The following is a 22,849-nucleotide window of genomic DNA, read 5'->3' on the forward strand; positions in this document are numbered from 1 at the left end:
ACGTAAGGGTCAGGCACGAGCCTCCCGGTCGGTCGACCGGGAGGCTTTTTCATTCAGCTTTCGAGGAACAAAGCGTGTCGGACTGGCCGGATCTCGCCGGCCGCCTGGAAGATGGCGGTCATGTGCTTCCTGTTCGCGTCTACTACGAGGACACGGATTTCACGGGTATCGTCTATCACGGTGCCTATGTGCGCTTCTTCGAGCGCGCCAGGTCGGATTTCCTTCGTCTTATCGGCATTCACCATCGTGAGATGGCCGAAGGTACCCACGGTGCTTCACTGGCCTTTGCGGTCAAGACAATGACGCTGGACTTCCAGAAACCGGCCAGGATTGACGATGTGCTGGAAGTTCATACCAGCCTTGCGGAGTACAAAGGCGCCCGAATCCGGCTCGATCAGCTGATTTACCGCGGTGAAGAGCTGCTGATTTCGGCTGCCGTCACCGTTGCGATCATCACCTCGCAGGGACGTCCGACCCGACTGCCGCAGATCCTTTCGGAAAAACTCGTGCAGCATGCACCTGGAGAAAACACCGACGGTTGAAGGGCTTGGCTCTGAAAGAGCAGGCAAGCTGCTTGGCGGCGGTAAAATACTTTCAAAACCCATTACTGCGTTAATCTTGCAGTAACCTTAATTGATTCCTTTAGAGAGGGACTTTCTTTGATTGGAAAAGTCCCAGTTTTGACAAAATCAAACGTCAGAGAGGCGGCAGGTTACAAGAGCCGGCCGGCTGATTCCGGTTCCTCGCTGTCGTTTTCGAAACCTTGAATGCAAAACAGCGTCAGACGGCCAAGGGGTCATTGAATTTATGGAAACACTTGTCCAATCGACATTGGCGCCAGAGAGCGGCATTTCGTTTTTTGCGCTGTTCTGGCAGGCGCATATCGTCGTCAAGGTCGTAATGCTCGGCCTTCTGGGCGCTTCGGTGTGGTGCTGGGCGATCATCGTCGACAAGATCATGCTGGTCGGCCGGACACGGCGCCAGATGAGCCGGTTCGAAACGGTGTTCTGGTCCGGTCAGTCTCTCGAAGAACTCTATAATACGCTTCACAATCGTGTGAACCATTCCATGGCGGCACTGTTCGTCGCAGCCATGCGCGAATGGAAGCGCAGCCACGAGGGTGCGCGGCCTGCCATCGGCAGCCTGCAGCAGCGTATCGACAGGGTGATGGATGTCACCATCCAGCGCGAAGCCGAGCGGCTTGAAAGCCGGTTGCTGATCCTGGCAACCGTTGGCTCTGCGGCACCGTTCATCGGTCTGTTCGGAACGGTCTGGGGCATCATGACAGCGTTCCAGGCCATCGCTGCATCGGAAAGCACCAACCTTGCCGTCGTGGCGCCCGGTATTGCCGAAGCTCTGTTTGCGACCGCACTTGGTCTTTTGGCCGCCATTCCGGCAGTTATCGCCTACAACAAGTTCTCGGCCGACGTCGGCAAGGCGGTTTCACGCATGGAAGGCTTTGCGGACGAGTTCTCCGCCATCCTGTCCCGTCAGATCGACGAGAGGGGCTGATCCATGGCCATGCAGGTCGGTTCAGGTCAGGCAGGAAGCGGACGGCGCGGGCGGCGCAGGCGTCGCCACGCACCCATGAGCGAAATCAACGTCACGCCGATGGTCGACGTGATGCTGGTGCTCCTGATCATCTTCATGGTGGCGGCTCCGCTCTTGACGGTCGGTGTGCCGATCGATCTGCCGGAGACCAGCGCCAAGGCCCTGGAAGGCGATACCGAGCCGATAACCATCTCGGTGAACGCGGCTGGTGAAATCTTCATCCAGGACACCCCGATCACGATCGAGGAGATCGTGCCAAAGCTCGAAGCCATTGCCGCCAATGGTTACGAGGAACGTATCTACGTGCGCGGCGATCAGGATGCCGACTACGGCACCATGATGAAGCTGATGGGCCGCATCAGCGCGGCCGGGTTTAAACGCCTCGGTCTTGTCACTCTGGAAGAACGGGACTCGTAACGCGTCATGCGCGCAGGTCTCATCGCGTCTCTGGCCGGTCACTCGGCTTTCCTGCTCTGGGGCTTGATCGCCTTTCCGGACGCTGAGAGCTTTGCGGTTCCTCAGGTGGATTCTCTGCCTGTCGAACTGGTGCCCATCGAGGAGATCACCAGGCTTCGGGTCGGCGAAAAGACCGCCGAAATCCGGGATGTCGCGGCGGTAAACCCAAGCGAAACCCCGGCCGAAGAACCTCCGAAACCGGCCGACAAGCCGGGCGAAAGCAAGGTTGAGCAGCCGACGCAGCCGACACCTTCGCCGTCTCCGACGCCTCCTCCGGCTCCGGAGCCAACGCCCGTTGCGGATCCGGAGCCAGCTCCGGCGCCTGCGCCCGAACCGGCGCCGGTGGCCGAACCTGCGCCTGCACCGGATCCTGCCCCCGCGCCGGAACCTGTGCCGCAGCAGGAGGCAGCGCCTGCACCCCAGCCGATCGTGACCAAGGTTTCGCCGCGCTCCAAGCCGACGCCGCCGAGGAATGCGCCCGAGCCGCCGAAGGATAATTTCGACAGCACCGATATCGCTGCGCTCCTGAACAAGGTCGAACCGGCCAAACAGACCGGCGAAACCAGCCAGAACCCGGCCTCTCTCGGTTCCCGGCGCGGAGAGCAGAACGTGCGTATGAGCCAGTCCGAGCTGGATGCGCTGCGCGGAATGGTGGCGCAATGCTGGAACCCGCCGGTGGGTGCCGTCGGTGCGGAAGACCTGAAGGTTCGTGTCCGTTTCAACCTGTCCCAGGACGGTCAGGTCTCGGGCCAGCCGGAAGTCATGAATTCCAGCGGCAATCCGGCGTTCGGAGCAGCCTCGAGCAGTGCCGTGCGCGCGATCATGCGCTGCCAGCCATACAATCTGCCAATTTCCAAGTATGAAGCTTGGCAGGAAGTCATCATCAATTTCGACCCCAGAGAGATGCTCGGGGGATAGACTGGCCCGGCCAGTCCAAACGTCCATAAGGGAGCTGATGTGCTCATGCGCGGAATACTGAAGAAACTTTCTGTTTTCACAAACCGGAAAGCCAGAGGGCTCGCATTTGTTCTCGCTTCTTTTGTGGTGATTGCTCCGCTGCCGGCGGCAGCGCTTGTCGAAATCGATATTACCCAGGGCAACATCGAGCCCTTGCCGATCGCACTGCCGTCGTTTTCCGCCGAAGGCGGAGACGGCAAGCTGGCCGCGGACATGACCAACGTCATTGCCGCCGACCTGAAACGATCCGGCCTGTTCCGGCCGCTTGATCCGGCCAGCTTCATTCAGAAGAACATGAGCGTGAATTCCACGCCGCGTTTCGGCGACTGGCGCCAGATCAGTGCCCAGGCGCTTGTCACCGGTACGGTGATCAAGCAGCCGGACGGGCGCCTGCGGGCGGAATTTCGTCTGTGGGACGTTTTCGCGGCAGAGCAGATGCTGGGCCAGCAATTCTACACGACACCCGAAAACTGGCGGCGTCTGGCGCATATCATCGCTGATGCGATCTATGAGCGGCTGACCGGTGAAAAGGGCTACTTCGACACCCGCATCGTCTATGTCGACGAAACCGGCCCGAAGGACAAGCGCGTCAAGCGCCTGGCGATCATGGACCAGGACGGCGCAAACGTGCGTTACCTGACGCGCGGCGACGATCTGGTGCTGACACCGCGGTTCTCGCCGACGAGCCAGGAAGTCACCTACATGTCCTACGGCGGCACCGATCCGAGTGTCTATCTGCTGAATATTGAAACGGGTCAGCGCGAAATCGTCGGCAACTTCCCGGGCATGACCTTTGCCCCGCGGTTCTCGCCCGATGGGCAGAGCGTGGTGATGAGCCTGCAGCAGGGTGGCAATGCCAACATCTTCAAGATGGACCTGCGCTCTCGCCAGACGACGCGTCTGACGAACGACGCGGCCATCGACACGAGCCCGTCGTTCTCACCGGACGGACGCCAGATCGTGTTCGAATCCGACCGCGGCGGCACACAACAACTTTATGTGATGAGCGCAGGCGGCGGCGGTGCGCAGCGTATTTCCTTCGGGCCTGGCCGGTATTCCACGCCGGTATGGTCGCCGCGTGGAGACCTGATCGCCTTCACCAAGCAGCACCAGGGCCGCTTCATGATCGGCGTCATGCGGCCGGACGGAAAGGGCGAGCGTATCCTGACCGAAGGCTATCATAACGAAGGTCCGGCCTGGTCGCCGAACGGCCGTGTGCTGGTGTTTTTCCGGGATACGCCGGGTGCCAATGGCGGGCCGCAGGTCTGGACCGTGGACCTGACGGGATACAACGAACAGCGGGTGGAGACCCCGGCCTTCGCGTCGGATCCCTCCTGGTCGCCGCTGATCGACTGATGGAGACATGCGGCCTGTGAAGGCAGGCCGTGTTAAGCTTTCGCTAACCATGTTTGAAAAGGCGTTTTTTACCGGTTTTGGCTAGAAAGCGTTTACCAAGAACCGGACGGATGAAATGTCAGGTTGGCGGGCTGGGGTGTAGGAGACAGGAATGTTCAAGAGTTTAAACGCCGGACGGGGCGCGCGCTGGATTGCAGTCTGCTTCGTGGTTCTGTTCGCAGCAGCATGTGCCCAGAACAAACCGGACGGGCTGTCGAGCAATGTGAAGCCGGGCACGGGCCAGGACTTCGTCGTGAACGTGGGTGACCGCGTGTTCTTCGAAGAAGACCAGTCGGTGCTGACATCGCAGGGTCAGGCAACCCTTGCCAATCAGGCCAAGTGGCTGAATCGCTATCCCCAGTACACGATCACGATCGAGGGGCATGCGGATGAACGCGGCACGCGTCAGTACAACATCGCGCTGGGAGCACGCCGTGCCCAGTCCGCACGTGACTATCTGGTGGCGCAGGGCGTGAACGCCTCGCGTGTCCGGACGATTTCCTACGGCAAGGAACGGCCTGTGGCTGTCTGTAACGACAACAGCTGCTGGTCACAGAACCGCCGCGCGGTGACGGTCCTGAACAACGCGACCAACTGATCCGGCAAATGCCGAACAAAAAGGCCGGGCAGCTTGCCCGGCCTTTTTTGTTGGGCCGGCCGGAAATGACGAAATCACTTCAATGTCAGCCGGTAACGTCAAAATTTGGCCGAAGTCGAAGCGCTCTGTGCACTTGAGTAAGAAGCCGGGCATGGTAAGACATCATGCGCGTGGATCTGCTTGAGTATTGGCGTTTGTCGGACCACGGCCAGACACTGGTACAGCAAATCCAACCGGAGGAGCGAATGCTGAAACTAAAGGGACTGGCAGGTCTCATCATGGCGTTGGTCATCACCTTCGCCACTGCCACACCGTCGCAAGCCCAGCTGTTCGGACGCAAGAATGACGATTCCAGCGTAAGGATCGGTCAGCTTGAGGAACGGATCCGGGTTTTGACCGGCCAGATCGAACAGTTGTCCTATCAGATGCGGGAATTGCAGGATCAGATGCGCCGCATGCAGGAAGACAATGAATACCGCTTCCAGCAGCTGGAAGGCGGCACCCCGGGCAAACGCTCGGATGTCGCTCCAGGATCGACCGCTCCGGGCCTAGGCCCGGACGGTACTCCGCAGTCGGGCAACCTTATCGCGCCGGGTGGAGGCTTTGCGACCCTTCCCACGGACGGATCTGGAGACGGCAACTGGGATCAGTCCGGCGGCTATGAAAGCGGTTTGCCGAGCGACGGTCCGATCGACCTTTCGCGGCTGGCCAACGGGCTTGAAAACCTGCCTGGCACCGGTCAGGAAATCGCGCCCGATCCCGGTCTTGCCACCGACGATGACCAGATTGCCAGCGTCATCGGCAGCGGCGACCCGAGCTCTGACTACAATCAGGCCTATTCCCTGGCAGTCAATGGCGACTACGCGGGTGCCGAGCGCGGATTCCGGAATTTTCTGGAAACCTATCCCGACGATGCACAGGCTGCGAACGCTCAATACTGGCTGGGCGAAAGCCTGCTGGCACAGCAGAACTACCGCGAGGCAGCCGATGCCTTCCTGAAGACCTACACGGACCATCCCGGCAACGCCAAGAGCCCCGACAGCCTGCTCAAGCTGGGCGTCTCGCTGCGTGGACTCGGTGAAGCGGATGCGGCCTGCGCAACGTTTTCCGAACTGCTGAACAAATATCCGAATGCCGCTCCAGCCGTTTTGTCCCAGGCGCGGGATGAACGCCGTCGTGCCCAGTGCTCCTGACGGGCCGGTTGAGCCCGAGAGGCTCCCGGCCGATCGCGTCGATGCTCTTTTTTCAAAGCTAAGCTCTTTTTCCAATCTGGCGCTGGCGGTGTCCGGCGGCTCGGATTCCCTTTGTCTTCTTGTCCTTTTCGATGAATGGCGCAAACGCACCGGCTGGCAGGGTGCCGCCGAAGTGCTGTGTGTGGATCATCAACTCCGGCCTGAAAGCGGTCAGGAGGCGGAATTCGTTGCAACGAATGCGCGCGCATGCGGCCTTGCCTGCACGGTGTTGCACTGGACCGGCACCAAACCGGCTGCAAACCTCCAGGAAGCGGCACGTGTTGCCCGTTACCGGTTGATGGCAGCGCGTATGCGGGACATCGGTGCGGAGGCGCTTGTTCTTGGTCATCACCTTGACGATCAGGCGGAAACATTTCTGGACCGTCTGACCCGGGGGAGCGGCGTTACCGGCCTCAGCGGGATGGCGGCTGACGAAGGTGGCGGGCCGGAAGGTCTGCGCCTGCTGCGCCCGCTCCTGAGTGTTTCGAAATCCGACCTCGAGGCGACGCTTGAAGAGCGCGGCCGTTCCTGGTGCACGGATCCCTCCAACCGGAACCCGAAATACAAGCGCAGCCGGCTCCGCGCCATCTTGTCGCTGTTGGCCGAGGAGGGATTGAGCGCAGAGCGCCTTGCGCAGACCGCCGCCAATATCCGCCGGGCGCGGGAAGCGCTGGAGCGGACTGCCGACGACCTGGTCGCTCGGCTGATCACCGAACACCCGGCGGGTCCGGCTCGCATGGAGCGTGAAGCCTACCGCAACCAGCCGGAAGAACTCCGTCTCCGGCTGCTCGTCTATCTGATGGCGCGTGTCTCGGGCAAGAATTCCCGACCAAGACTTGCCAGGCTTCAGGCTCTGGACGGGGTGCTGATGTCCGATGAGACGAACCGTCAGACCTTTCAAGGATCGGTTTTCGACGCAGATGCAAGCGTCATCAAAGTGTGGAAAGAGCCGGGGCGCGAGCCGCCGGGCATTCTCACGGGTCTTGCTGGAACCGGCACATGGGATGGCCGCTACCTTTACCGGGCCCCCACACGTTCTGTTGGCGAAAGTGATGCGCCCTTGTGCCTGGGGCCGCTGATGAAAGCGCCTGTAGCGTCCCGGGAAATCGACTGGCCGGCGGGCTGGCCCAGGGCCGCATTTGACTGCGCGCCGGTCCTGTGGCGGGCAGGGGAGATCCTGATCCCGGCTTCCGCAACGGCGGTTTTGACTATTGGCAATTCCTGCAGGAGCGCAGATTTGAATTTGGAGCGAATGCCGATCCAAGGTAAATTGCCGGATAACTTTATGGACAATGAGGACGCAGACGAGGAAATCTGAGGTTTTCCCCATCTGGAACATCTGTTAGAGGTCCGTGCTTAAGAAAATAGTCAGCGCATCTGCGCAACTATGGCGCACCGCCTTGGCAGCGGGCTTTGGGCGACCTATCTTCGCTCTAAAGAAACGTAACCGCGTGCAGTTAGTCGCGTTGGGCGGTTAAGGAAACGAAATGAACGCACATTTTCGCAACTTCGCTCTCTGGGTGATCATCGCCCTGCTATTGATCGCATTGTTCCAGCTTTTTCAAAGTCCCGCGCAGCATGGCGCAACGAATGACATTGCTTATTCGGACTTCATGAAGCAGGTCGACAACGGCGAGATCCGATCGGTCATCATTCAGGAACAGAAGATCACCGGTACCTACAGCAGTGGCAGTGCCTTCCAGACCTACGCTCCTGACGGCGCGCAATATGTCGATGAGCTGCGCAGCAAGGGCGTATTGATCAACGCTCGCCCGCCGGCGGAAAGCTCTCCGTTGCTTGGTGCGCTGTTCTCCTGGCTGCCGATGCTGATCATCCTGGGTATCTGGATTTTCGTCATGCGCCAGATGCAGGGTTCCGGCGGCAAGGCCATGGGCTTCGGCAAGTCCAAGGCGAAGCTGCTGACCGAGGCACACGGCCGGGTAACCTTCGAGGACGTAGCCGGTATCGACGAAGCCAAGGAAGACCTTCAGGAAATCGTCGAGTTTCTGCGCGACCCGCAGAAGTTCCAGCGTCTTGGTGGCCGGATCCCGCGCGGTGTTCTGCTTGTTGGCCCTCCGGGTACCGGTAAAACGCTTACCGCGCGTGCGGTTGCCGGTGAAGCCAACGTACCGTTCTTCACCATTTCCGGTTCCGACTTCGTGGAAATGTTCGTCGGTGTGGGTGCGTCCCGCGTCCGCGACATGTTCGAACAGGCCAAGAAGAATGCTCCGTGCATCATCTTCATCGACGAAATCGACGCGGTCGGCCGTCATCGTGGCGCCGGTCTCGGCGGCGGTAACGACGAGCGCGAACAGACACTCAACCAGCTGCTGGTCGAGATGGACGGTTTCGAGCCGAACGAAGGCATCATCATCATCGCCGCGACCAACCGGCCGGACGTTCTGGACCCGGCGCTGCTGCGCCCGGGCCGTTTCGACCGCCAGATCGTGGTGCCGAACCCGGATATCACCGGCCGCGAAAAGATCCTGAAAGTGCACATGCGGAAAGTTCCGCTGGCACCGGATGTCGATGTCAAGACGCTGGCACGCGGTACCCCGGGCTTCTCCGGTGCGGACCTGATGAACCTCGTCAACGAAGCCGCGCTTCTGGCTGCCCGCCGCTCCAAGCGCCTGGTGACCATGGCAGAGTTCGAAGACGCCAAGGACAAGGTCATGATGGGTGCGGAACGCCGTACGCTGGTGATGACCGAGGAAGAAAAGAAGCTGACCGCCTACCACGAAGCCGGTCACGCGCTGGTGGCTCTGCACCAGGAAGCTTCCGATCCGATCCACAAGGCGACCATCATTCCGCGTGGACGTGCGCTTGGCATGGTCATGCGCCTGCCGGAGAAGGATCAGGTGTCGCTTACCCGCGCCAAGTGCAAGGCCGACCTTGCCGTTGCCATGGGTGGCCGCGTCGCCGAAGAAATGATCTTCGGCTACGAGAAAGTGACTTCGGGCGCGTCCGGCGACATCCAGATGGCCACCAAGCTGGCCCGCGCGATGGCGACCCAGTTCGGCATGTCCGACAAGCTCGGTCCGCTGCTTTACGGGGAAAACCAGGAAGAAGTGTTCCTGGGGCATTCCGTGGCAAAGAACCAGCATGTTTCCGACGAAACCCAGAAGATCGTCGATGCGGAAATCAAGTCCTTCGTCAATCAGGGGTATGAAACCGCCAAGAAGATCCTGGGCGACCACGAAGACCAGTTGCACACGATCGCCAAGGGTCTCCTGGAGTACGAAACCCTGTCGGGTGACGAGATCAAGGGTCTGCTCGATGGCAAGCCGCCAGTGCGCGACACGGACGACGACCAGCCGGTCGGCCGGTCGTCCGCGGTACCGACCGCCGGTGCCAAGCGTGGTGGCGACGAGGCCAGCGGTGGCATGGAGCCGCAGCCGCAGTCCTGATCGGTTCCGATATTCTGAACAACCCAGATGCCCGGCCTGCGCCGGGCATCTTCGTTTGCGGTGAAAGAACAGGGTTGCCAGCCATCAGGGAATGGTAACAATTGCTCACATATTTTGAATCGTGACTTCGGCTGATTGCGTTACAAAGAGCGCAACCAAGACAGATAGATCAGCAAGGCATATTTGATGCGCAAGTTTTTCGGCACCGACGGCATCCGCGGTCAGGCGAACAGCTATCCCATGACCGCCGAGATGGCGCTGAAGGTTGGCATGGCCGCCGGGTTGGCTTTCAAGAACGGCGGGCACCGCCACCGGGTGGTTATCGGCAAGGACACCCGCCTTTCCGGCTACATGCTGGAAAACGCCCTCGTGGCGGGCTTCACTTCGGTCGGCATGGATGTGTTCCTGCTGGGCCCGCTGCCGACGCCCGCGGTCGCGATGCTGACACGCTCGCTCAGAACCGATCTCGGAGTGATGATCTCTGCCTCGCACAATCCGTTCCAGGACAACGGCATCAAGTTCTTCGGACCGGATGGCTTCAAGCTCAGCGACCAGATCGAAAAGACGATCGAAGAGCTGATGGAAAGCGATCTGACATCCCGCCTGCCGAGCGCCAGCGAGCTTGGCCGCGCAAAGCGGATTGACGGTGCGCAGCAGCGCTATATCGAATTTGCCAAACGGACACTGCCACGCGAAATGAGCCTGGAAGGTCTGCGCGTCGTCATCGATTGCGCCAACGGGGCTGCCTACAAGGTCGCGCCCGAGGCGTTGTGGGAGCTGGGTGCGGAAGTGATCACCATGGGTGTCACGCCGGATGGCTTCAACATCAACAAGGAATGCGGCTCGACGTCGACTGATGCCTTGTCCCGCAAGGTGCATGAAGTACGCGCCGACATCGGCATCGCGCTCGATGGGGATGCGGACCGGGTTATCATCGTCGATGAAAACGGCTCAGTGGTGGATGGCGACCAGCTGATGGCCGTGGTGGCGCAGTCCTGGCAGCAAAGCAACCGCCTGTCCGCGCCCGGGATCGTGGCGACGGTCATGTCCAATCTCGGGCTGGAGCGATACCTTCAGAGCCTCGGGCTGGGCCTTGCCCGGACCAAGGTCGGTGACCGCTATGTGGTCGAGCATATGCGTGCCAACGGCTACAATGTCGGCGGCGAGCAGTCCGGCCATATCGTCCTGTCCGACTTTGCCACGACCGGCGACGGCCTGATTGCGGGTCTGCAGGTTCTTGCGTGCGTCAAGGATCAGGACAAGCCCGTGTCGGAAGTCTGCCGCCGGTTCGAACCCGTACCGCAGATCCTCAAGAACGTGCGCTACAAGGGTGGCAAGCCGCTTGAGCAGGACCTGGTCAAATCCGCGATCGAGGATGGCGAAGCCCGCCTTGGCAATTCCGGCCGCCTCGTGATTCGAGCTTCCGGCACCGAACCGTTGATCCGCGTGATGGCGGAAGGCGACGATGCGGAGCTGGTCAAGCAGGTGGTCAATGATATCGCCGGCGTGGTGGCAACAACTGCAGCCTGATCGGCGAGACAGCAAGTGATAAGAAAAGCCGCCCATGTGAGGCGGCTTTTTTGTTGCCTCTTATCTGCGGACAGCCCCGGATGACACCTGGAATGCAGGCTTGGGACAGGGCGACTGGATGCCACTTTCTCGAGAAGTCCTAACAAGTTTCAGAAAACGTGGCGATAGATGGGCCTTCGGATCTGCCTTCTGCTTCATTCGGCCTGGATGACAACAAGCGACTTTGGCAGCTATGTCCCCGGCCTGCCTGATAATTTTGCAAGCCTGTTTTTGATCTATCGATGTTTCTTCGGCTGTTAAGGTTTCCTTAAGGTAAAAAAACGCGGTTAAAGAACAGAGTTAAGTCACAATTAATGAATTCCCGTCAGTATGCTTTCAAGTTTGATGTGTCCGGCATTGGTTAACGCGGACGCTCACTGGAAAAGGACGAGGACATGGACAATTTCTTTAAGCGTTTGTCTTTGACCGGCTTTGCTGTTGCGCTTTCCACTGCTGCATATGCCGCGGATTTGCCAACCCCGGTCATCGAGCACATCCCGCAAGTCCCGGCTGCTGGCGGTTGGTACCTGCGTGGCGATATTGGCTACAAATTATACAGTGACCCGGACGGTAGCTTTAACGATCCTGCTATTGGGGATCTGCGATATGAACGAACCAGTATGGACAACGCCTGGATGTTTGGTGTTGGTGTTGGTTACCAGTTTAACGACTACTTTCGAACAGACTTGACGCTGGATTATGAGACACGGGCAACTGCGACGGGGTACGCAGAGTGCGTTGGTTGTGCCACTTCCGGCCAGTATTCAAAAGAGCAAGCAGACATCGACGTCTGGACAGTAATGCTCAATGCTTACGTTGACGTTGGTACCTGGAACAGGATTACGCCTTACGTGGGTGCTGGTATCGGTGCAGCATATGTTAATACCAGCAACAAGAAGTCGTATAATCCTGACGGTTCAAACCCGACTTATGACGGTGACAACGGCCAGTGGAATTTTGCTTGGGCTTTGATGGCCGGTGCTGAGTACGCTTTCACTCCTAATTGGAGCCTGGATGCGGGGTACCGGTATAAGAACCTCGGGGAAGCAAAGAGTGTTAGGCTTGAGGATGCTGGCACCGGCGGAACGAGAGAAAAATGGGAGGATCTCACTGCTCACGAGTTCCGCCTCGGTGCGCGCTACACCTTCAACACGTTCGCAGCCCCGGCCGGCCCGGTCTACTACGAGCCGCAGGGGCCGATCACCAGCAACTTCTGATCTTTCGATCATCGAATTTGAAAGGCCGGTCAATCGACCGGCCTTTTCCTGTTTGTGCACACACTTTCCCTTGAGTTCTCTTTTGCCAGGCGACGCCAATCCTGATTTCAGGTGCGGGTGGCTTGTCTCAGAGAACGCTTCCGGAAGGCGAGAGGCGTGACCGAATTTATCCGATCACCCGTGATTTGAATTGACCAAAGGTCAGGAAGGTCCTATCCCCATAGGTGGGCCACCTCTCCCCAACGAGAGGCAACTATCTGCGAGGGTAGACAGATATGACAGACCTCACCGCCAAGCCGGACGTGCGTCCGGCCAATCCCAATTTTTCTTCTGGTCCCTGTGCCAAGCGTCCCGGCTGGTCGCTTGAGGCTTTGGGCGATGCGCCGCTCGGGCGGTCTCACCGCGCCAAGCCCGGCAAGGCCAAACTTGCCGAAGCCATCGAGTTGACCCGCAAGGTGCTGAACGTGCCGGACGGATATCGGATCGGTATCGTCCCGGCGTCCGACACCGGCGCTGTCGAGATGGCGCTCTGGTCGCTGCTCGGTGCACGTGGCGTCGAAATGCTCGCCTGGGAAAGCTTTGGCTCCGGCTGGGTTACCGACGTCATCAAACAGCTCAAGCTCGATGATGCCCGGGTCCTGGAAGCGCCTTACGGCGAACTGCCGGATCTTGCCTCGGTCGATTTCTCCAAGGACGTTGTTTTTACCTGGAATGGGACCACTTCCGGCGTCCGTGTTCCCAACGGTGACTGGATCCCGGCCGATCGCGAAGGCCTGACCATCTGCGATGCGACTTCCGCCGCCTTTGCGCAGGACCTTGCGTTCGACAAGCTCGACGTCGTGACCTTCTCCTGGCAGAAAGTGCTGGGCGGGGAAGCTGCACATGGCATGCTTATCCTCAGCCCGCGCGCGGTCGAGCGTCTCGAAAGCTATACGCCGGCCTGGCCGATGCCGAAGATCTTCCGCATGACCAAGGGTGGCAAACTGATCGAGGGCATCTTCAAGGGCGAGACCATCAACACGCCGTCCATGCTCTGTGTCGAGGACTATATCGACGCCCTCAAGTGGGCCGACGGTCTGGGTGGGCTGTCTGGCCTGCGTGCCCGCGCTGATGCGAACCTCAAGGTGCTTGCCGACTGGGCCGAAAAGACCTCCTGGGTCGATTTCCTTGCCGTTGATCCGGCAACGCGGTCGAACACGTCCGTCTGCCTCAAGGTCACGGATCCGGGCATTCTTTCGCTCACTGCAGACCAGCAGGCCGCCTTTGCCAAGGCTCTTGCCGGTACGCTCGACGCTGAAGGCATCGCCTATGACATCGGCGCTTACCGCGATGCACCGTCCGGTCTTCGGATCTGGGCCGGCGCGACCGTCGAGACGAGCGATCTTCAGGCCTTGACCCATTGGCTTGACTGGGCGTTCCAGTCGGAAAAAGCGAAGCTGCCCCAGGCCGCCTGAGCCTGTTCATCCTTCAACGACAACAGTCCCGGGCGGTGCGCTGCCCGGATCGTTTCTCGTATTCAAGGAGAGGCTCCAATGGCTCCCAAGGTACTGATTTCCGACAAGCTGTCGGACGCTGCCGTGCAGATCTTCAAGGATCGCGGCATCGACGTGGACTTCCTGCCGGACGTCGGCAAGGACAAGGAAAAACTGCTGGAGATCATCGGCAAATACGATGGTCTGGCAATCCGTTCGGCCACCAAGGTTACGGAAAAAATCATTGCAGCTGCTGAAAATCTGAAGGTGATTGGCCGTGCCGGGATCGGCGTCGACAATGTCGACATTCCCAAGGCGACCGCGCGCGGTATCATCGTCATGAACACGCCCTTCGGCAACGCGATCACCACTGCCGAACATGCCATCTCGATGATGATGGCCGTTGCGCGCCAGATCCCGGCGGCGGATGCCTCGACCCAGGCAGGCAAGTGGGAAAAATCCCGCTTCATGGGCCGTGAACTTACCGGCAAGACCCTCGGGCTGATCGGTTGTGGCAACATCGGCTCGATCGTGGCGGACCGCGCTATCGGCCTGAAGATGAAAGTGATCGCCTTCGATCCCTTCCTGACGCCGGAAAGGGCCGTTGCGCTAGGTGTCGAGAAAGTCGAGCTTGACGGCCTGTTGAGCCGGTCCGACTTCATCACCCTGCACACACCACTTACCGACAAGACGCGCAACATCATCGATGCCAAGGCCATCGAGAAGATGCGCAAGGGCGCGTATCTGATCAACTGTGCCCGAGGCGGGCTTGCGGATGAGGCGGCAGTGCGGGCGGCCCTGGACGCGGGCAAACTCGGCGGGGCGGCGTTCGACGTCTTTGTCGAGGAACCAGCCAAGGATAACCTGCTGTTCGGCGCGCCGAACTTCGTCTCGACGCCGCACCTGGGTGCTTCCACCACGGAAGCCCAGGAAAACGTTGCGCTGCAGGTGGCGGAGCAGATGTGCGACTACCTGCTACAGGGCGCAGTCCGCAACGCGCTCAACATGCCGTCCATTACTGCCGAGGAAGCGCCCAAGCTGGTGCCATTCGTGCGGTTGGCCGAACAGTTGGGCTCCTTCGCGGGGCAGCTGACGGAGACGGGCATCGAAGGGGTTCGCCTGGAATATGCCGGTGCCGTTGCCGAGATGAACGTGCAGGCGCTGACTGCAGCTGCGTTGACGGGTCTGCTGACGCCGCTCCTGCAGACGGTCAACATGGTTTCCGCGCCCATCCTTGCCAAGGAACGGGGCATGAAGATCGAGGAAATCCGCCGCGAGAAGGACGGCGCCTACGAGACCTACATGCGCCTTACGGTGATCACCCAGCGTCAGGAACGTTCGGTCGCAGGCACGGTCTTTGCCGACGGAAAACCGCGGATCATCCAGGTGAAGGGCATCAACATGGAGGCCGAGCTCGGCCCGCAGATGCTTTACATCACCAACGAGGACAAGCCGGGCTTCATCGGACACCTCGGGATGGAACTCGGCAACAGCGGCGTCAACATCGCGACCTTCCATCTCGGCCGTCTGGCCCCCGGTGACGATGCGATCTGCCTTGTGGAGGTGGATGGCGACGTGTCTGCGGAGGTTCTGGCGCGGCTGGAGGCCGTTTCCCACGTCAAGCAGGTCAAGGCCCTGCATTTCTAGAATGGCTGGCGTTCAACGGAACGCCCGCTGATCCGCTATCCGGTCAAAAAGGGTGCGTGCCCCTAATCGCGCCTTCCGGATGTACGTCAGGTGCAGCCCAAGTTCCTGGCGCTTGAGCCTTCTGCCTTTTGCAGAAGGCTCCTTTTTTCCCGAACTGATCAGACCGCCGGTGCACGGCGCTTTTTGAGGATGCGTCCGTCAAGGACGACGAGGCCTGCCAGCAGTACGGCAAATCCGCCAAGCTGAAGCACACCCAGATTTTCTCCCAGGATCAGCCAGCCGAAGAAGAGAGCGCTTGCCGGGACAAGGAGCGTGACCAGCGAAGCGTTGGTCGCACCGGCTTCGGCCAGAATCTGGAAATAGATCAGGTAGGCTAGGGCGGTTGCCAATACGCCGAGCGCCAGCACATTGAGCCAGGCCGTCAGGCTGGGATCGGCCATGGTCCAGCTACCGGCAGTCAGAAGAGCGACCGGCAGCATGAGGGTGGTCGAACCGAGCAACTGACCCGTTGCCGTCACTTGCGGCGGCAGCGTCTTGAAGCGGCGGGCGAAGGTTGCCGCGCAGGCATAGGAGATCGCGGCACCCAGGCAGCAAAGCTGTGCCCACAACGGGTCGCTCGCAAGGCCTGACAGGCTGCTCCACAACATGATGGCGACCCCTGCAACACCCAGCGCCACACCGGCAATCCTGTTGCCCTGAAGCGTTTCCTGTTTCGTCAGCAGACCAGCCACGATCACCGTGAAGACAGGCGTCGTCGCATTCAGGATGGATGCGAGGCCCGCACCGATTTCTGTCTGTCCGAGAAACAGGAGAGAGAAGGGAATGGCGTTGTTCAGCAGTCCCATGACCAGAAACGGCACGACATATTTTTTCTCCAGCCGGTTCAACATGCCACGATGCCAAAGGATCATCAGCAGGACCGTGCAGGCAATGGAAACACGCAGGAATACGAGAACAAACGGCGGGATTTCGGCAACGGCCACCTTTGCGAACAAAAAGGAACCGCCCCAGATGGCGCCAAGGACGGTCAGCATGATCCAGTTACGAAGTGGCATTGCACGATCTCTGATTGAGTGATGTTTCTCAGGTAGCACCCCACCGGAATGAAGAACACCCGAAACGCGAGTAGAGGACTGGTCGCTTGTGGGGATGGAGCGTGATGCTTTGCCACGGCCCTTGTTCGTTGGGCCGCAATGACCGGTGAAGTGAAGGTGGGCATTGTCCGGGCTACCTTCTTGCAATCGACGACGAATTGCGGCCGCCTGTCCGTTTTGTCTGTGCAAGCGTCGGTCCTGGGCTTGCGCAGTCGGTTCACTCCGGCAACAGTATCGAGGCCGCGTTTTCTTCGGCTGCTCGGAAGAGTTCTTCATTCATGACCCAGGTTGCCCCCGCAGCGGACTCCAGATCGCTTGCCGGACGTTTGACACCGTTGCTGGTTGCTGCCGCTTGCCTCCTGGGTGCGAACGGACTTTCCGTGACGATGATTTCGGTGCGTGCCAAATCGGAAGGCATGTCCGATGCGCTCATCGGGTTGCTGGGGTCGTGCTATTTCGGCGGCATGATCGTCGGTGTGCTGCTGACACCGTTTCTGATCGCGCGGGCAGGGCACATTCGCGTCTTTTCCACGCTGGCTGCAATCAGCGCCATCGCCATCCTGGCGATTGCCTTCACACCTGCCGGCTGGCTCTGGATGGTCGTGCGTCTGGTGAGCGGGGCGGCTTTTTGCGGCACGACGATGGTTCTGGAAAGCTGGCTCAATTCCATCGCCACCAATTCGTCCCGCGGGCGGATTCTTTCCGTCTACCGGATAGTCGACATGATCGCCGTCATGGGCAGCCAGTTCATGCTGCCCGCGTTCGGTCCGCTTGGTCCGGATATTCTGATCGTTCTGGCCATCCTGTTCTGTTTCGCGCTGGTGCCGATCTCCCTGACGAGTGAGCGCAATCCCGCAGCGCCGCCCGCGCGGTTCTTCGATCCGCTCATGTTGTGGCGCGTGTCTCCGGTCGCCCTTGTCGCCGTCTTCACCATCGGCCTCACCAACGGAGCATTCCGCATGGTTGGTCCGGTTTATGCGGAAGGAATTGGGCTGGGGCTTGAAACGGTTGCCGCGTTCATCGCGATCTGGGTCTTTGCCGGGGCAATCTTCCAGTATCCCGCAGGCTGGCTGTCCGACCGGCTCGACCGGCGTGTCGTGCTCGGTGTCTTTACCGTCGGTGCCGGGCTGGCCTGTCTCTTCATATCGGGGTCTTCGACCCGGCTGGAGCTTTTTGCAGGCGTCTTCCTGTTCGGCGGATTTGCTCTGCCGCTCTATTCGCTTTGTGCGGCCCATGCCAACGACAATGCCGAGCCGGGGCAATTCATCGATGTGGTGGCGGGGCTCACACTTGCCTATGGCGTGGGCGCCATGGCGGGACCGTTCATTGCCTCGCTGGTGATGGAGCAATTCGGCCCCTCGGCCTTCTTCCTCTATACCGCCACACTGCACCTGTCGCTCGTGGTGTTCATCTTCGCGCGGATCGTCAGCCGGGACGCTGTTCCCGCAAGCAAGCGGCATCGCTTTGTCTGGCTGCTGCGCACGTCGCCGATGATCTTCAGGCTTGCGCGCAACGACAAGCCGGATGCTGGTGAGCCGCCGGCTAAATAATCTGCCGTCGCGACATTGCCGCAAATGCAGTCTAATCCGGAAAAAGTCCGTTCAGGTGCACGGCATGACTGGTCAATTGTCACAGGGGTGACCGGGCCGATCAGGAGAGCTGGCAAAAAAACCTGCTTTTGCCTCTCAATCTCCCTGCGGAGACTCGCATGAGCAGGGAAACCTGTCTATAGTCCGCGCCGTTTGCCCCGGTCCGGTTGCCGGGGCTTGTCGTGTTGGCGCCCCGGACAAGTTTCGGATGGTGCGGAAGCTGCTTCAGGAGAGCAAAGTCTAGATGGCGAATGTGGTTGTTGTCGGTTCGCAATGGGGTGACGAAGGCAAAGGCAAGATTGTCGACTGGTTGTCGGAACAAGCCGATGTCATCGTAAGGTTCCAGGGCGGGCACAATGCCGGTCATACCCTTGTCATCGACGGTGTCAGCTACAAGCTGTCTCTCCTGCCGTCCGGGGTTGCACGCGAAGGCAAGCTGTCCGTCATCGGCAACGGCGTCGTGCTGGATCCGCATGCGCTGGCAGAGGAAGTCGAACGCCTCAGCAAGCAGGGCGTCGTGGTGACGCCGGAAAGCCTGCGTGTTGCCGAGAACGCAACGCTGATCCTGTCTCTGCACCGCGAGCTTGATGCGTTGCGCGAGAATTCCAACACCGGAACGCGCATCGGCACCACCAAGCGCGGTATCGGACCGGCGTATGAAGACAAGGTTGGCCGCCGCGCTATCCGTTTGATGGACCTGAAGAACCTTGCCACTCTGCCAGCCAAGATCGACCGCTTGCTGACGCACCACAATGCTCTGCGCCGGGGGCTTGGCCAGGATGAGGTTTCCGCACAGGCGATCTACGACGAACTTGCCAGCGTTGCGGACAAGGTCCTGCCCTACATGGACAAGGTCTGGTACCTGCTGGACGATCTGCGCCGTCAGGGCAAGCGTATCCTTTTCGAAGGTGCACAGGGCGCGTTGCTCGACATCGACCACGGCACCTATCCCTTCGTGACGTCGTCCAACACGGTCGCCGGCCAGGCTGCGGCAGGCAGTGGCCTTGGCCCGAATTCGATCAACTATGTGCTCGGTATTACCAAGGCCTACACGACACGCGTCGGTGAGGGCCCGTTCCCGACCGAACTGAAGGACGAGATCGGCGAGTTCCTCGGTACGCGCGGCCATGAGTTCGGTACGGTTACCGGCCGCCGCCGCCGCTGCGGCTGGTTCGACGCTGTGCTGGTGCGCCAGACCGTCTGCACCTCGGGCATCACCGGCATCGCGCTGACCAAGCTGGACGTTCTGGACGGTCTTGATGAAATCAAGATCTGCATCGGCTACGAACTGGACGGTGAGCGCATCGATTATCTGCCGGCTTCGCAGGGTGCCCAGGAGCGCGTGAAGCCGATTTACGAAAGCCTGCCGGGCTGGAAAGAATCGACCGAAGGTGCTCGCACCTGGGCCGATCTGCCGGCGCAGGCGATCAAATATGTGCGTCATGTCGAAGAACTGATCGGTGCTCCGGTCGCTCTTCTGTCGACAAGTCCGGAACGAGACGACACAATTCTTGTGCAGAATCCCTTCCAGGATTGAGATCTGTGACGTTAGAAGCACATTATTAAGGACTGCGGTTGCGTGCTGCGAATCACCGCACGCAACCACCTTTCGTTTTCGGCGTTCCATGAGTGTGCCGAACAAACAATCTGTGTTAGGAAAAGGGTACTGCGAGGTTCTCTGTCGCGGCGAAGTTATTGAAGAAATAGCACCGGTTTTCGAAAAACTTGCTATAAGCCTGAGAATGAAACGAAATCTCGGGCCCGCAGAACAGATCCTTGCAGTCGGCCGGTAGGCAGGAAGATGGCTGATTACTATTCAATTCTGAAGAAAACGATCGCGTCTTTACCTGAAAACAATGGTGCTGCACGCAGAAGCGTTTACAGCCGTGCGCGCAATGCCATTGTCAATCAGCTGAAAGCCTATGAGCCGCCGCTGGCGCCGTCCGAGATCACGGCCGAGCAGCTGCGTCTGGAAGAAGCCATCCGCAAGGTGGAAGCCGAAGCCGCCCGCGAAAGCCTCGGTCTCAGCCCCACCGTTCCGAAGGTCGAGACGCCGACCCCGGCGCCGCAGGTTTCCGCACCGCCCGTGACGCCGCCTCCGGCCGAACCGGTGGCAGAGGCTGCGCCCGAAGCGCCTGCGCCTGCACCGCAGGAACCTGAAACAACTGCAGCGCCGGTGGTGGGTACCCCGGCTCCGTCGCCCTTGAAGGAAACCCTGACACAGGCCGAAGCGCTTGGCACCGCGGCCAGCCAGGCTGTTCACCACGCCAAGGAAGCTGCCGACCCGGGCGCTGCGCCTGTGCGCCAGGAGCCCTCTTTCGGCGGACCGGTGCAGCCGGAACAGGCAGATGATGGCCTGTTCGAGCCTGCAGATAACGCCGGTGCGGCCGATCCCGCCGACCAGGCTTATCCTGGCGACGAGACAACCAAGCCGAAGGACAAGTCGACCTCCAAGAAAAGCCGCTCAAAGCGCGCCAAGCCGAGTGCTTCGGATGCGCTGCGTGGTGATTCATCCGGTAGCCGCACCGTTCCGATCGCGATTGCTGCAGGTGTCCTGCTGCTGGTGCTCCTGGGCGCCGGAGCCTATTTCCTGATGCCTGCGGGCGATGAGACAGCCGATAGCGGCAACGTGCCGATCGCGTCTTCTTCGCAAACGCCTGTCGATACGCAGCCGGACACCACGCCGGAGCCTTCGACCGCTGCCCCTGCCGGGGAAGGTGAAGAGCCTTCGAAAAACACCGACCGCCTGTTGAACGAAGGCGAGACGGATGTGGTTGCCCCGGATGCACGTACGGTAACCACGACGACAATTACCGGACAGTCTGATTCGCCTGCGCCGGCCGATACACCGCAGGTCGATACACCAGCTTCCGCTGCGCCCGAACCTTCTCAGCCGTCCATCGTGACGAGCGGAGAAAACGATCAGTCTTCTGCAACCACCGAAAGCCCGATTGCGGTACCGGAAGACAATCTCTCGGCCATTTCGCCAGACGAAACTTCACCGGCTCCGTCCGCCACGGCTGCGGATTCCTCGGTGCAGCGCTCTATCCTTTACGAAGAAGGGGAAGAGTCCGGCGGTGCCGGAACGGCTGCGCAAGGCGCTGTCGTTTGGGGTGTCGATGAAGAAACGAATCTGGACGGCAAGGCTCTCGCGGTTCTGAGCGCCTCCATTGAAATCCCCGAGCGGGATGTGAAGGTCGACATTCGCATCAAGCCGAATGACGATACCTCCTTGCCCGCCAGCCATCTGGTCGAGATCAAGTACGAGTTCCCGGAAAACTTCGCTCCGGGTGATGTCGTCAACGTGCCCGGCCTGGTCATGAAGCCTACGGAAGAAGCCCGCGGTGATGCGCTGATCGGCGCTTCCGTGAAAGTGTCTCCGGGCTTTTTCTGGATTGCCCTTTCCAGCCTGCCGAACGAGCAGCAACGCAATCTCGCCCTGCTGCGCGAACGCGGCTGGATCGACATTCCGATGCTTTATGAAAACGGCAAGCGCGGCATCCTGACCCTGGAAAAGGGAACCGCCGGTGCAGATGCCGTTGAAAAGGCGATCACGTCCTGGCAAGCCGGCTAAGCGCCAGCCTGCCTCCTTTCAAAATCTGAAAAAGCCGCCTCACGGCGGCTTGCCTTTTTCCGTCACACAAGGCATGGTCCGCCTTGGTCCGAGGGGTGTTCCGGTTACCGGAGCTGAGATGGCGTAATGCCGAACCCTTAGAACCTGATCCGGGTCATGCCGGCGAAGGGACGGAATCCTTAGCCTATTCCCGGATCTCCATTGTCATTTTCGGCTTGTCCGAAGACGGGAGATCCTATGCGTACTTGTCCGCGACCACTGCGGTCGCCGCACATCCGAATGCCGGTATCGGCTTTCATACGTTCCTGTCGGCCAATGGCGACGGGAGCTGCGGGATGATGGCGTTTGTGAAAGCTGTTGCCAGGACCATACTCGGCCTGCTGCTGACTGTCGCAATCTGGGCGGCTATCGTCCATGTGTTCGACACCCAGCATTATATCCTGCCGGGTCCGGACCGCGTCTTTACAGCCTTTGTCAAACACGCAGGCTTCCTTCTGCATCATGCCGGCATTACGGCCTATGAGACGGTGCTCGGGTTTGTGCTGGGGGCAGCCGCCGGGGCATTGCTTTCCGTTCTTTTGTGGCTGTTTCCGATTGCTGCAAGATTTGCCATGCCACCCATTCTGGTGACGCAGGCCCTGCCTGTTTTCGCAATCGCGCCGATCCTGGTGCTCTGGCTCGGTTTCGGGCTGGCATCCAAGATCGTCGTTATCATCCTGGTCATCTTCTTCACGGTCACATCGACGTTTTTCGATGGCCTGCAGCGGCTTGACCCGGGTTTGTGCGATCTCGCCCGGCTTTATCGTCTGTCTCGCCTGAAGGAACTCTGGTTCTTTCGCCTGCCGTCAGGCTTGCCGGCGTTTGCCTCCGGCCTGCGGGTGGCCGCGGTGTTCGCTCCCATGGGAGCGATCATCGGCGAATGGGCCGGGGCGAAAGGAGGCCTTGCCTTCATCATGCTTCAAAGCAGCAACCGGATGCAGGCGGACATGATGTTCGCCGCCCTGATCCTGCTCGCGGCGATGGTGCTGATCATGCGCTTTGCCGTGAACCATCTCACCCGACTTCTTGTTCCATGGCAGCCGCTCAGCTAG

At 60.1% G+C, this 22,849-nt stretch carries 18 protein-coding genes and 1 riboswitch; of the genes, 17 read left to right on the forward strand and 1 reads right to left on the reverse strand.

All coding sequences use genetic code 11. The annotated features are described in order from the left end of the window. The first annotated feature begins 74 nt into the window (after positions 1-74). The 13 genes from ybgC (at position 75) to serA (ending at position 15,501) form a co-directional block, all read left to right on the forward strand. Complete coding sequence (gene ybgC, locus FIV05_RS10855; protein WP_152509556.1) at positions 75-542, forward strand: tol-pal system-associated acyl-CoA thioesterase; 468 nt, start codon at positions 75-77, stop codon at positions 540-542. Between the two features lie 265 nt (positions 543-807). Next, complete coding sequence (gene tolQ / locus FIV05_RS10860; protein WP_023003442.1) at positions 808-1,512, forward strand: protein TolQ; 705 nt, start codon at positions 808-810, stop codon at positions 1,510-1,512. A gap of 3 nt (positions 1,513-1,515) precedes the next feature. Then, positions 1,516-1,968, forward strand: a complete 453-nt coding sequence (gene tolR, locus FIV05_RS10865; protein WP_023003441.1) for a protein TolR — start codon at positions 1,516-1,518, stop codon at positions 1,966-1,968. Positions 1,969-1,974: 6 nt separating this feature from the next. Beyond that, the gene (locus tag FIV05_RS10870; protein ID WP_152509557.1) at positions 1,975-2,925 is read left to right on the forward strand and encodes a cell envelope integrity protein TolA; all 951 of its coding nucleotides are present in this window, start codon (positions 1,975-1,977) and stop codon (positions 2,923-2,925) included. A 45-nt stretch (positions 2,926-2,970) separates the two neighbouring features. Beyond that, positions 2,971-4,320: a Tol-Pal system beta propeller repeat protein TolB gene (tolB, locus tag FIV05_RS10875; RefSeq protein WP_152509558.1), complete on the forward strand. Its 1,350-nt coding sequence runs from the start codon at positions 2,971-2,973 to the stop codon at positions 4,318-4,320. A gap of 151 nt (positions 4,321-4,471) precedes the next feature. Beyond that, the gene (gene pal, locus FIV05_RS10880; RefSeq protein ID WP_152509559.1) at positions 4,472-4,957 is read left to right on the forward strand and encodes a peptidoglycan-associated lipoprotein Pal; all 486 of its coding nucleotides are present in this window, start codon (positions 4,472-4,474) and stop codon (positions 4,955-4,957) included. A gap of 245 nt (positions 4,958-5,202) precedes the next feature. Continuing rightward, entirely contained in the window at positions 5,203-6,150 is a 948-nt protein-coding gene (ybgF, locus tag FIV05_RS10885) for a tol-pal system protein YbgF (RefSeq protein WP_031270520.1), read from the forward strand. Between the two features lie 88 nt (positions 6,151-6,238). Next, the gene (gene tilS, locus FIV05_RS10890; RefSeq protein ID WP_173013821.1) at positions 6,239-7,507 is read left to right on the forward strand and encodes a tRNA lysidine(34) synthetase TilS; all 1,269 of its coding nucleotides are present in this window, start codon (positions 6,239-6,241) and stop codon (positions 7,505-7,507) included. Between the two features lie 169 nt (positions 7,508-7,676). Further along, complete coding sequence (gene ftsH, locus FIV05_RS10895; protein WP_023003435.1) at positions 7,677-9,596, forward strand: ATP-dependent zinc metalloprotease FtsH; 1,920 nt, start codon at positions 7,677-7,679, stop codon at positions 9,594-9,596. A gap of 186 nt (positions 9,597-9,782) precedes the next feature. After that, entirely contained in the window at positions 9,783-11,126 is a 1,344-nt protein-coding gene (glmM, locus tag FIV05_RS10900; RefSeq protein WP_173013822.1) for a phosphoglucosamine mutase, read from the forward strand. A gap of 434 nt (positions 11,127-11,560) precedes the next feature. After that, positions 11,561-12,382, forward strand: a complete 822-nt coding sequence (locus FIV05_RS10905; RefSeq protein ID WP_152509562.1) for an outer membrane protein — start codon at positions 11,561-11,563, stop codon at positions 12,380-12,382. Positions 12,383-12,657: 275 nt separating this feature from the next. Next, positions 12,658-13,836 carry a phosphoserine transaminase gene (locus FIV05_RS10910; RefSeq protein WP_023003431.1) on the forward strand — a complete coding sequence of 393 codons (1,179 nt, stop codon included), beginning with the start codon at positions 12,658-12,660 and terminating at the stop codon, positions 13,834-13,836. A gap of 78 nt (positions 13,837-13,914) precedes the next feature. Then, positions 13,915-15,501, forward strand: a complete 1,587-nt coding sequence (gene serA, locus FIV05_RS10915) for a phosphoglycerate dehydrogenase (RefSeq protein WP_152509563.1) — start codon at positions 13,915-13,917, stop codon at positions 15,499-15,501. Between the two features lie 158 nt (positions 15,502-15,659). On the opposite strand, the gene FIV05_RS10920 is transcribed toward serA, so the two are convergent. Continuing rightward, a complete protein-coding gene (locus tag FIV05_RS10920; RefSeq protein ID WP_173013823.1) occupies positions 15,660-16,556 on the reverse strand; it encodes a DMT family transporter in 897 nt (298 codons plus the stop codon). A 317-nt stretch (positions 16,557-16,873) separates the two neighbouring features. On the opposite strand from FIV05_RS10920, the gene FIV05_RS10925 reads away from it, so the two are divergent. The 4 genes from FIV05_RS10925 (at position 16,874) to FIV05_RS10940 (ending at position 22,849) form a co-directional block, all read left to right on the forward strand. Next, the gene (locus tag FIV05_RS10925; protein WP_077291776.1) at positions 16,874-18,145 is read left to right on the forward strand and encodes an MFS transporter; all 1,272 of its coding nucleotides are present in this window, start codon (positions 16,874-16,876) and stop codon (positions 18,143-18,145) included. Between the two features lie 283 nt (positions 18,146-18,428). Then, positions 18,429-19,721 (forward strand): adenylosuccinate synthase, encoded by a 1,293-nt coding sequence (locus FIV05_RS10930; protein WP_023003427.1) that lies wholly within the window; start codon positions 18,429-18,431, stop codon positions 19,719-19,721. Between the two features lie 264 nt (positions 19,722-19,985). Further along, on the forward strand, positions 19,986-21,758 hold the full coding sequence (locus FIV05_RS10935; RefSeq protein ID WP_152509564.1) for a hypothetical protein: 1,773 nt from the start codon (positions 19,986-19,988) through the stop codon (positions 21,756-21,758). An 81-nt stretch (positions 21,759-21,839) separates the two neighbouring features. Further along, positions 21,840-21,946, forward strand: a riboswitch (TPP riboswitch). A gap of 57 nt (positions 21,947-22,003) precedes the next feature. Next, positions 22,004-22,849 carry an ABC transporter permease gene (locus FIV05_RS10940; protein ID WP_353622186.1) on the forward strand — a complete coding sequence of 282 codons (846 nt, stop codon included), beginning with the start codon at positions 22,004-22,006 and terminating at the stop codon, positions 22,847-22,849.

It is taken from the genome of Labrenzia sp. THAF191a (assembly GCF_009363335.1).
GTDB lineage: Bacteria > Pseudomonadota > Alphaproteobacteria > Rhizobiales > Stappiaceae > Roseibium > Roseibium algicola.